The organism is Nocardia sp. NPDC004151, from assembly GCF_042874235.1.
Classification (GTDB): Bacteria; Actinomycetota; Actinomycetes; order Mycobacteriales; family Mycobacteriaceae; genus Nocardia.
Genome location: NZ_JBIAMR010000001.1, coordinates 1 through 9,618 on the forward strand (window position 1 = coordinate 1; position 9,618 = coordinate 9,618).

The 9,618-nt window shown below is 64.9% G+C and carries 13 protein-coding genes and 1 pseudogene; 6 read left to right on the forward strand and 8 right to left on the reverse strand.

From position 1 onward, the window contains the following. Nucleotides 1–122 precede the first annotated feature (122 nt). The gene (locus ACFYTS_RS00005) at nt 123–521 is read right to left on the reverse strand and encodes a hypothetical protein (RefSeq protein ID WP_387300239.1); all 399 of its coding nucleotides are present in this window, start codon (nt 519–521) and stop codon (nt 123–125) included. 223 nt (nt 522–744) lie between these two features. After that, a complete protein-coding gene (locus ACFYTS_RS00010) occupies nt 745–1,371 on the reverse strand; it encodes a hypothetical protein (RefSeq protein ID WP_387300241.1) in 627 nt (208 codons plus the stop codon). Nucleotides 1,372–1,648: 277 nt separating this feature from the next. Between ACFYTS_RS00010 and ACFYTS_RS00015 the strand changes: the two are divergent. Continuing rightward, nucleotides 1,649–2,163 (forward strand): annotated as a pseudogene (locus ACFYTS_RS00015) (DUF1990 family protein). Nucleotides 2,164–2,464: 301 nt separating this feature from the next. Here the strand turns inward: ACFYTS_RS00015 and ACFYTS_RS00020 are convergent. Then, nucleotides 2,465–3,049: a DUF1877 family protein gene (locus ACFYTS_RS00020; protein WP_387300243.1), complete on the reverse strand. Its 585-nt coding sequence runs from the start codon at nt 3,047–3,049 to the stop codon at nt 2,465–2,467. Nucleotides 3,050–3,495: 446 nt separating this feature from the next. Then, nucleotides 3,496–4,341, reverse strand: coding sequence for an SDR family NAD(P)-dependent oxidoreductase (locus ACFYTS_RS00025; RefSeq protein ID WP_387300245.1), 846 nt, complete (start codon nt 4,339–4,341; stop codon nt 3,496–3,498). A gap of 102 nt (nt 4,342–4,443) precedes the next feature. Here ACFYTS_RS00025 and ACFYTS_RS00030 point away from each other — a divergent pair, with 102 nt between their 5' ends. Then, nucleotides 4,444–5,016, forward strand: coding sequence for a CGNR zinc finger domain-containing protein (locus ACFYTS_RS00030; RefSeq protein WP_357282400.1), 573 nt, complete (start codon nt 4,444–4,446; stop codon nt 5,014–5,016). Nucleotides 5,017–5,091: 75 nt separating this feature from the next. Here ACFYTS_RS00030 and ACFYTS_RS00035 read toward each other — a convergent pair whose 3' ends face one another. The 3 genes from ACFYTS_RS00035 to ACFYTS_RS00045 all read right to left on the reverse strand — a co-directional run bounded on the left by ACFYTS_RS00035 (nt 5,092) and on the right by ACFYTS_RS00045 (nt 5,830). Next, a complete protein-coding gene (locus ACFYTS_RS00035; RefSeq protein ID WP_387300247.1) occupies nt 5,092–5,343 on the reverse strand; it encodes a hypothetical protein in 252 nt (83 codons plus the stop codon). Further along, on the reverse strand, nt 5,340–5,522 hold the full coding sequence (locus tag ACFYTS_RS00040; RefSeq protein WP_387300249.1) for a hypothetical protein: 183 nt from the start codon (nt 5,520–5,522) through the stop codon (nt 5,340–5,342). Before ACFYTS_RS00040 ends, ACFYTS_RS00035 begins: the two co-directional genes overlap by 4 nt. A 71-nt stretch (nt 5,523–5,593) precedes the next feature. Next, on the reverse strand, nt 5,594–5,830 hold the full coding sequence (locus ACFYTS_RS00045; protein ID WP_357282405.1) for a helix-turn-helix domain-containing protein: 237 nt from the start codon (nt 5,828–5,830) through the stop codon (nt 5,594–5,596). 171 nt (nt 5,831–6,001) lie between these two features. Between ACFYTS_RS00045 and ACFYTS_RS00050 the strand changes: the two genes are divergently transcribed. The 4 genes from ACFYTS_RS00050 to ACFYTS_RS00065 all read left to right on the forward strand — a co-directional run bounded on the left by ACFYTS_RS00050 (nt 6,002) and on the right by ACFYTS_RS00065 (nt 8,670). Next, the gene (locus tag ACFYTS_RS00050) at nt 6,002–7,207 is read left to right on the forward strand and encodes a helix-turn-helix domain-containing protein (protein WP_387300252.1); all 1,206 of its coding nucleotides are present in this window, start codon (nt 6,002–6,004) and stop codon (nt 7,205–7,207) included. Between the two features lie 181 nt (nt 7,208–7,388). Next, complete coding sequence (locus ACFYTS_RS00055) at nt 7,389–7,883, forward strand: hypothetical protein (RefSeq protein ID WP_387300254.1); 495 nt, start codon at nt 7,389–7,391, stop codon at nt 7,881–7,883. 68 nt (nt 7,884–7,951) lie between these two features. Further along, the gene (locus ACFYTS_RS00060; RefSeq protein ID WP_357282411.1) at nt 7,952–8,245 is read left to right on the forward strand and encodes a hypothetical protein; all 294 of its coding nucleotides are present in this window, start codon (nt 7,952–7,954) and stop codon (nt 8,243–8,245) included. Beyond that, nucleotides 8,242–8,670, forward strand: a complete 429-nt coding sequence (locus tag ACFYTS_RS00065; protein ID WP_357282413.1) for a type II toxin-antitoxin system VapC family toxin — start codon at nt 8,242–8,244, stop codon at nt 8,668–8,670. The genes ACFYTS_RS00060 and ACFYTS_RS00065 overlap by 4 nt, the downstream gene beginning before the upstream one ends. Before the next feature lie 46 nt (nt 8,671–8,716). On the opposite strand, the gene ACFYTS_RS00070 is transcribed toward ACFYTS_RS00065, so the two are convergent. Then, on the reverse strand, nt 8,717–9,517 hold the full coding sequence (locus tag ACFYTS_RS00070; protein WP_387300257.1) for an SGNH/GDSL hydrolase family protein: 801 nt from the start codon (nt 9,515–9,517) through the stop codon (nt 8,717–8,719). Between the last annotated feature and the right edge of the window lie 101 nt (nt 9,518–9,618).

The window sequence follows — 9,618 nt, forward strand, 5'->3', positions numbered from 1 at the left end:
CGCACACCGATCCTTCGGACAAGCCACATCCCGGACCCGCCCTCAAGGCTAACCCCACCTCCTCACCGACGTCTTGACATAGAGGGGAGCCATGACAGGACATTCCCCTACGTGGTGCGCTGTTAGTCCTCGTTGTCCGTCCGCAGGAGGACACCGGTGACCGAGGAACGGAATTCCATGCGCCGTGTCCGGGGCAGCGGAACCTCGGTGAGCTTGCCGTCGTAGATCATCCACAGGCCGAAGCAACTGTCTTCTTCGTCGTGGACGAGGACTTGAACCGAGTGCGGATCAGGCCAGTGAAGAGACTCCAAGTGCGCCAAGAGGCCAGCCCAGTTGTGGCGGCGAAACTGGATCACCCAGGCGTAGCACTCGTCTGTTGGACGGTTGGTGCCCTCAAACATCGCATCGCCGACAGGGGTGAAGCATTGATGCCATTCACGCTCGTCGTCGCGAACGGTCAAGTGGTGTATGACTTGCTCGGCATCTCGGGCAAGAACGATGACCTCAGCGAATCTACTCACTTGCCCGATTCTCCAGCATGATTCTCATGGAATCTGTACTGGCGGCCCCTGTCTCAACCGCACGCAACTCGGCAGTTGCGGACGTTCGGCCGGCGTCACATCAGCTCGGCCCGTTGATCCTGGGCCCCCCGCGCTGGCCTCTTCGGTCAGCGCGGTATGCGGCATTACAGCGCGTGTCGCCGCAGGCCTAGAACTGGCTCCGAACGGCCTGGCTGGCCGGTTACTAGTTGAGGTAGAACAACCCCCATCCTCTGCGGTCAGCCTCCGCGACGATCTCCCCCCAATCCTGGAGCAACGTGGCTAGCTGGTCGAAGTCGGCGATCCACGGCCAGCGTGCGACGACCTCCGCTGTCAATGCAGGTCGGAGTTCCTCGAGCCGATCAGCACATCGGCCCCATACCCGAGCCAACTCGGCAACCTCGGACGGTGAACACGCCGTGCGCAAATGACGAACGTCGATCCTCTCCATAGGCAGTCCCGGCGAGATCTTCTGCTCGACTGGGTCGCCGTGTCTGTGCCTGACCAGTCGGCCGATGAACCGGTCGACCTGTGCGGCCAGGTCAGTGGGCAGATCGGAGTGTCCGTTCATCTCGTCCCAGACCTCGGAGAGTGCCCAGTGAAGGTCCCACGAACCGGTGGATGCCAGTCCGCGGAAGGTGCATTCGCCGTACCACGGTGCAGTATCCGACGGCGGCCACAGGAATCGAACACTGTGGTCGTACTTCTCACCCAGTTCCTCACCTGACGGGATGGCCCAGAACAGCTCCCAGATCCCGTCCATCCCATCACTGTTCAGCGTTTCAGCCAGTCGGTCCCATTGCGCGATGGCTGGGAAGATATCGACGCCCATGGACGCATCGTGCGCTCCAGAGTGGTCCGAAACCAACGAATAGCGCGGTGATTGGGACGGCGCTGGTTGTGCACTCCGCCTGAACCTTTCCGGAAATCGGCAGTAGCGGACGTTCCGGAAGCACGAACGCCCCGAGATGATCTCGGGGCGTTTGATCTTCAGCTGGACCGTGCCGGCCGCTCCGGACCGACCCGTGAGCGGCAGATCAGTGCGTTCACAGGCTCGAGTGGAAGGATCCTCGTATGGGCGAGCACTTTGAACCATCGGCGGTGCCGCGGTGACCACGGTTCTCACCTACAGCGAGGTCGGAGCCACCCGGCCCGCGGATTCCCGATGGAAACAAGCGCCATCGGGCTTCCGGTCTTACGCCCGCACGGTGGAGATCGGGCACGGAACTGATTTCTGGGACCGGGTGTCGGCAGAGGTCATACGCTGGGGCGTCAAGCGGCGCAGCGGCTTTCGGGTCAGCCCCGACACCGGTGCTGTCGAGGGCGCCGACTATCGGATCTCGGCCGGTTTTGGACCTGTGCTGGTGCATGAACCCGTACGGGTGGTGGAAGTGGTCGACCTACCCGACCGGCGCGGATTCGCCTACGGCACCTGCACGGACATCCGGTTTCCGGCGAGGAGGCGTTCATCGTCCACCGCGACCGCGATGGCACGGTCTACCTCACCCTGCGATCGCTGACACGCGCCGCGCCTACCGGACCGTGGAGATGGGGATTTCCCATCCTGCTTCTCGCGCAGCGCGTTTACCGACGCCGCTACCTGCGGGTTTTGAAGGCCGACTGACGCCATACGGCCAGGCCTGCAAATCATCCTGGACTCTGCAGGTATGTGCACTCGCCGGCCGCGCTTGCCGCTGGTGCCGAAGGCTCGAGTCGCGGCAGTATCGGATGATCAAGCGGACAGAACGTTTATGACAGGTTCGGCAGGGAGTCGCTCACCGAACCAGCATCCCCCTCACCACAACATGTGGCCGATAGTGTTTCCACCGCCCGGAGTTCGCGATTGGAGTAGACGCCTCTCGGTTCGGGCTCCGGTTATGGCACGCCCGGGTCGCGGCATGAGCAGATGCCTGAGCCGCGCTGGTTCAGTCGAGCACTACCAGCACGCATTCGTCCAGGTCGGCTGCAAGTCGATACAACTGTGCATACTTGGCCAGCAGATCGAGCAGGTGATCGCGATCCCACGGACCTTTGTAGACACTGGAGGCCTTCATGGCTTCAGCGTCGAAGAGCCGTGCAGCGCTGTCTAGGCTGCTCTCGATGTATTCGGCCACGATCCGCGCAGTAGGCGGCCGGACAAACCGGAGCGGAAACCCTTGTGTTGCAGTCGCGCCCGAAGCGAATGGCTCGGCTCCGAACACTGCGATCTCAGCCAATCCGGTCGGATCTTGCTCTTGCTGGTTCCGGCGGTTGGGCGCGAGCAACCAATACACCGCGTCCCATCCCCGCGTGGAGAGTCTCCGGTCCAGAATGCCGGGCCGCTCGGTCACGATCCGACGAGCGACCGGCGCCAACTCGAGGCAGATCGGCTCATCCCAGTAGTTCGAAATATCGTCGGTGGCCAAGGTGTCGAAGAACTGGACAGCACCCTCGGCGGCATCGCGATCCTGCATCGCGCGCTCCAGCAGCGGTTCGTATGGAATTGCGTGGTAACAAGCATCGAGGGCCATCTCGAGATCGTAAATTTCACTGTCACAGCGGCTCGGCACGGCCTCCTGGAATCGGCATTACTGGGCACTTCGGGTACGCAGTTCGTACGCAGCAGGGCCACACGCGTCTGGATCTCACCAACGATCCCAACGACAGAACGCCCGGTCACGCCATGCCAGCCAACGATGCAACACGGCACGTACCGGGCAAAACGGTCTAATCTCACTCTCCTGAAGCGGGTGTCGCAGGGGCGAATAGGGAACGCAGCAGTCGCGCAGCCATGTTGAGCTCAGTGAAGACGGCACGCTTCTCTCGCAAGCGAGTTCGAGTTCGTAGTGACGCACGGGTGGTGTTGTCCGACAGGTGATTCAGCGCAAGCACGGGGTGGTCTATCGGGCGATCGCGCGGGCATTGGTGCCGCCGGGATGTTCCGGCGTGCAATCCCGCGCTCTCGTTATGAACTTGCCTATCCCGTGTGGGCATCGACCAGGTTGGTGATCGTGGCCCATTCGTCGAGGTCGTCGAGGCGTGCGGTGAGCGCGGTGCGCATGCTGTCGGAGCCCGCGATGCCGAGGGCGAGACGGCGGGGCGGATTGTCGCTGGCAACGGCGGTTCGGATGCCTGCGGCTACACGATCGACAGCGGAGAATGCCGTGGCGGGCAGTGCCCGGATCGCCTGTTGCAGGGTGCGTACCGTCTGGTCGTAGTCGGCGTGGGTCGCTGTAGCCGCGGCGAGGTTCGACAGGAAAGGTGTCGCGGTCAGGCCGGGCTGGACGAGCGTGACGTGGATATCGAGTGGAGCCAACTCGGCGGCGAGCGCGTCGGAGAGACCCTCGACGGCGTACTTGGTCGCGGCGAGCAGCCCGACGCCGGGGTCGGCGGTCTGGCCGTAGTAGGACGAGCCTTGCAGAATGTGCCCGGATCGCCGGCTCCGCAGCACCGGCAGCGTCGCGCGCAGGACGTTGAGCACTCCGAAGACATTGGTGTCGAAGATCGCCCGTGCTTGCGTGTCGGAGGCTTCCTCGACGGCCCCGAAGAGCCCGTAGCCGGCGAAGTTGGCGACGACGTCGATGCGGCCGAAGCGAGCCACGCTCTGCTCGACCGCCTTCGCGACGGCTCTCTCGTCGCGCACGTCCGCCTCGATCGTGAGCAGCTGGTCGGGTTGCGCCAGGCCGGTAAGGGTTTCGGTGTGTCGAGCTACCGCGATAACGGCTTCACCAGATGCCAGCGCCTGCATCGTGAGCTCGCGTCCGATGCCCGAGGAGGCGCCGGTGATGAACCAGACTCGCGGGGTGTGTCCTTCATTCGTCATGTTGCGACCGTAACGGTTTAGAACGCAACATTTCAAGGGGTTTCCCTGAGGGAGTTGCGACCGAATGGGCTAACTCGAATGTGCCGTTGGTATCGTGAAGGAGTGGAGATACCGCAGTGGAGCGATGATGCGGCCGCCCTGGTGCTGGGGTTCGTCAACACCAGGGCCGACGGCGCGGGGCGTGCCGAGATCTTCGGCACGGCTGCGGGATTCGCGGATTGGGCGATCCAGCGAGGTCTGCTCGACGCAGCCACTGTGGTGACCGACTCCGACGCGGTCGCCGCCCGCGAGCTTCGCGACGCGTTGGTCACAACGCTGCTGACCCACGCGGGCGATCCTGATGTCGGTGACGCCCAGGTCGCCGAGGCGGAACGGTACCTACGGCAGGCTGGTGTCCGTTATCCGCTGACGACGGTCGTCACCGCGCAGGCGGCACAACTTCTCGCCGGATCGACCGGCGTCCCCGGTGTCCTGGGGAGCGTTCTTGCGGCGGTGACCGAGACGGCGCAGCGCGGGGACTGGATGCGAATCAAGGCATGCTGCAATCCGCCGTGTCACTTCGGTTTCATCGATCGCACCCGCAACCGGGCAGCGCGCTATTGCAGTCCCGGATGTGGATCGCAGGTGTCGATGCGCGCGCTCCGGCAACGACGCAAGCAGGCCGATTCCTTGTGATCGAGATGACCTCGGCTCGTTGACTTTCCCCGCACTCGACGACGGCTTTCGAACAGCCCCGTGCACGACAGGCGATCAGGCTGCGCTGCGCCTGTGCACCGGCCTTCGGGCGGCCCGCGTGTCCGTCACCGGCCGCCGCCGTATCGGGTCGGCAGCGGCGGCCCGGCGCTCCCGCTCGATCCTGGCTCTGATCGCACCCACGCTGTTCTGGGGCGGCATCCGATCGGACCAGAGCGCGAGCCGTATCAGGGCGATGCTGGGAACAACCATGGCCAGCACCCACTCCCAGACCAGCGACGTCTCGTAGTCGGCCAGGTAGGTGATCATCCCTCCAGCTCCCTTCGCGCGGAATCCATTGCATTCCCGTTGATTTCATCGATGCTCACGGGCGACGCCTCGATCGCGACCAGGCCGAGCGCCTCCAGGTCGGACACGTCGGCCTCGAGCTCGCACAGCCGCAAGCGGTATTCGTCCATCGAGATCGGCCACCCGTCCGCGCCGACCACCGACCAGGAGCCATCGGCGTGCTGGAGGTAGCCGAGCCTGGATCGCCCTGTGGGCCGGGGACTTCGGCGGGTCATTGCGCGTACCGCCTGAACTTCGTGACCCAAGCCGCGCGACCTCGGGGAGTGATCGACCAGCGGGAGGCGTGCGAGGCGGCCATCACCAGGCCACGCGACTCCAGTTGCCCGATTGCCCGGCGGGTGGACGCCCCTGTTATCTGGGCCTGTTCGCTGATCTGAGCGGCGGTCAGCATTCCGCCGGGCGCGAGCACGCCCAGCACCGCCGCCTCCGCTATGGACCCGGTTGCCATCGCTACCCCCTTGGTCGCCGATGTGTTCGTGGTCGGGTTCCGAGTGCCAGGTGGACCGGCGGCGGATACCCGCTTCCTGACCTTCGCAGCGCGGGCACCGAACTTTGTTCCCACCGGGAACACAGGGCACGTAACCTGTGCCTTGTCAGGGCGCATCGGAGGGAGCGGCGCATGATCGACGAACAAGACACCTATATCGGGCAGCGGGTCCGCGAGATCAGGGCGCGGCGCGGGATCTCGCAACAGGTACTGGCCGACCGCTCCGGGATCGGCCGATCGGTGATCGCGAAGTACGAGACCGGGCTACGGCCTGTGGACTCACGCCGCACCCTGCTGGCTCTTGCCGAAGCGCTCGGCTGCACGCTCGGCGACCTGACCGGCAGTGACGACCGAATTGACCCGTCCACCAGCGCATTCCACCGTGCGGTGCCCGCGATCGAAACGGCGTTGTGGACCCGGGGCGACGTGACCGAAACCCGTCCGCCGCGCACCCTGGACGAACTAAGCGCCGCCGTCGAGCACGCATCACGGCTGCGACAGGGCGGGGATTACGCCGCACTCGGCCCGCTGCTGCCTGATCTCCTCAACGACGCCTATCACCTCACCGAGACCGGCGGCACTGCGGCGTGGGACCTGCTGGCTACCGCCGCCTACGGCGTTTCCTCCGCGCTCCGCCAGCGCGGTCACGATGCCCTGGCATGGACCGCGGTGCAGGAATCCGAACGGGCTGCGGCGCATGCCGATTCGCTGGCCCCGATCGCCGCCGCCCAGTTCCTGAAGTCCCAAGTTCTCGCAGCCCGCCCCGGTGCTCTGTCGGCCGCGCTGACGGTCGCGACCGGTGTAGCCGATCAGCTGACACCCGATGCGAGCACGCGCGGCGAGCTGGAGACGGTGGGGATGGCACGCCTCCAGGCCGGGTTCGTCGAGACCCTGGCCGGGGGCGACCCGCAACCCCATCTGGATGAAGCGGCCGAGATGGCGGGCAGGCTCAGCAACGCACCGACCGGCCACAGCACCGCACGCAATCGAACCTTCGGCCCGGCCAATGTTGCTCTGTGGCAGCTGAGTTCGGCCGTCGAACGGCGCGAACCCGTCCAGGCGCTGCGTATCGCAGAGACCCTGAACCCGGCGGACCTGCCCAAGGGTTCACGCCACGCCCTCTACTTCGTGGAGGTCGGCCGCGCGTACGCGATGAAGTGCGACCACCGCGCGACACTTCACGCCCTCTTGAGGGCTGAACACGCCGCGCCCCAACATGTTCGCGGGCTGGCCCCGGTGCGCGAACTGGTCGGCGCGATGCTGCGGGAAGCACGGCGGGATCTCGCCACAGGGCAACTGGGCAAGCTGGCACAGCGCGTAGGCGTCGTGCCCTCCTGACTGAACCCGCAGGCACGAATATCCGACTCTCAGAACAATATTCGGCGCGCTTCCGGCTTATCGCTGTAGCTGCGCCGCTCGACCGAGATAGCTTGTGCCACAGTGCAATATTCGGTTTTCAGTAGGTTGAACAGCTTCCGTTCCAGCCACGCCCCCGAGTCCAAGTACTTAACATCTTCCCATGTGGACCGCCTTGGCATCAGGAGCGTTCGCGCTGATCGGCGCAGGCCTCGGCGCAGTGACAACCATCCTGATTCAGCGCCGAATGATGGTTCTCGAGCGAGAGAAGCTGCGTCACATCGCCGTAGGGCGGGTCAACGCATTGAGCATCGCGGTCTTCCGCGACATGCTCGCGGCCACGAAAGCGGTCGAGCGACTGGCTGAACGTCGTCGCGATGGGGAGACCTTGGACGGCATCGATGTTCCGGCTGCGACCTCGGAGATGTGGCTCAGATGGCAGGAAGTCGCGGTGTTCTGTCCGCGGGACATTCGCGATGCGGCCCTGCCCTTCGTCCAAGCGCTGTATAGCGCGGCTTACCACCAGGTGCCTGAGCCGTGGGAGCTGTACCTCGACCGGCCCCGGGCAGCATTGTTCGACGTCGCAGCACCGATCTTCCAGGAACAATCCGACGATGGATACGCAGGCGGAACTCAGCAAGGTTCACTTTCTCGATAGCAGTGATCTTCACAGGCGAGGGCGAGATCAGGCCCGGCTGCCGTACCACGGCGTGGTACGCTGTGGGGGTGTCTGCTCCCGAGTACAAGCAGCCGACCGAGGTCAGCGTGCGCCAGTTCGTCAATGACTCCGGCGCTGTGACTCGCGGCTTGCGCGAGGGCAGGCAGTACGTGCTCACCATCAATGGCGAGCCACTGGCCGAGGTGACGCCGATCAGGCGACATCGGTTCGTCCACACCAGCCAGGCTCAGGCGATGTTCGCCGCCGCTCCCGCCCTCGACTACGACGAGTTGCGGCGTGACTTGGATACCGCCGTCACCGATGAACTGTCCGACGACCCACTCGAGGGGACCGGCCTGTGAACCGCCACGCCCGAGGCGTGCTCGACACCAGCATCATCGCCGCACTGTCGTTGTTCGATCCGGCCGAGCTCCCGATCGAATCCGCCATCACCGCAGTCACATTGGGCGAACTGTCACGAGGGCCGTACGCGACCGACGATCCGATCAAGCGGGCACGCCGGATCGCCGTGCTGCAGCACACCGAGGCCACGTTCGGCGACGCCCTCCCGTACGACAGCGAGGCCGCACGCATCTTCGGCCTGATCTGCGCTTCGGTGTACGCGATCGGCCGGCAGCCGCGACGGCGCACCGCCGACCTGATGATCGCCGCAACCGCCGCACGCAACGGACTACCGCTCTACACGACCAATCCGAAGGACTTCGAGGGTCTGGACGACCTCGTCACGATCATGCCGGTCGCCCGTCCCGACGGCGCGACCGGCTGAAGTAACCGAGGGATCGATTCCCCACTACCCCTTCGGTATTGACCGCTCAGTGGCTGTAGCGGGTGTGGATCGCGTTCGCGAGGACGGTGTCGCCCTGGGTCGACGGATGGAAGGGGAGGCCGTCGATTCCGGTGCGGGGATCGAGGATTCCGTTCAGCCAGGGCTGGGACGAGCAGAGGTCGTGGCCGGTGGAGAGGGCTCGGGTGTCCAGGAAATCGATGTCCAGGAGTTGGGCTGCTTCTCGTTGCGCCAGGTCGAGGCGGTCGAGGTACTCGACCAACGCGCGGCCTCGCGGATTGATGAACGGCGTGACGCCCAGGATGGAGAGGCAGATGGTGCTGCTGCCCGGGGTGAAAAGTTCGGGGTAGCCGACCAATACGATGCGGGCGTCCGGGGCGTAGTACTTGATGTAGGCGACGGTGTTGCTCATGCGCTGGGCCATCAGCGCGCCCGAGACGCCGGTGTAGTCCGTCATCCGGCCCTCGGTTACGGACTCCGGATCACAGCCCTGTTCGAGGTTGAATACGCAGGTATGCAAGGAATCCCATAGCGTCCGCTTCGATGCTCCCCATTTGTCGTTCATCCCGAACTGCAGTGTCACCAGTTTGGTGTTCGGACCGAAAGCACCCTCGTTGTCCGCCCGCGCCGCTTCCTGACTCAGGGTCCATCCGGGCCCGCTGTCGATCGACGCACCCGGACATGAAGCGTCGGACACCTGCTCGGTCCCGTGCACGCCCATCAGCTTGGCCAGCTGCACCGGCCAGGCCGTGAGGCCGTGACGATTGCAGGTGTTCGAATTGTCGAAATGGTTCCATTCGTTCGCGGAGAACGAATCACCCAGGACCACAAGCTCTTTACCCGACCGGATCGGATCCGCTACCGCACTGCCAGCCGTCGGCGTCGTGACCGCGAGCGCCGCGATGGCCGCGCACAACCAACGCCTGCCAG

Excerpts from the sequence above, each read along its gene's own strand:
- ACFYTS_RS00010 (WP_387300241.1), bottom strand. The coding sequence starts at position 1,371 with ATGGGCGTCGATATCTTCCCAGCCATCGCGCAATGGGACCGACTGGCT.
- ACFYTS_RS00020 (WP_387300243.1), bottom strand. The coding sequence starts at position 3,049 with ATGGCCCTCGATGCTTGTTACCACGCAATTCCATACGAACCGCTGCTG.
- ACFYTS_RS00025 (WP_387300245.1), bottom strand. The coding sequence starts at position 4,341 with ATGACGAATGAAGGACACACCCCGCGAGTCTGGTTCATCACCGGCGCC.
- ACFYTS_RS00035 (WP_387300247.1), bottom strand. The coding sequence starts at position 5,343 with ATGATCACCTACCTGGCCGACTACGAGACGTCGCTGGTCTGGGAGTGG.
- ACFYTS_RS00045 (WP_357282405.1), bottom strand. The coding sequence starts at position 5,830 with ATGGCAACCGGGTCCATAGCGGAGGCGGCGGTGCTGGGCGTGCTCGCG.
- ACFYTS_RS00050 (WP_387300252.1), top strand. The coding sequence starts at position 6,002 with ATGATCGACGAACAAGACACCTATATCGGGCAGCGGGTCCGCGAGATC.
- ACFYTS_RS00055 (WP_387300254.1), top strand. The coding sequence starts at position 7,389 with ATGTGGACCGCCTTGGCATCAGGAGCGTTCGCGCTGATCGGCGCAGGC.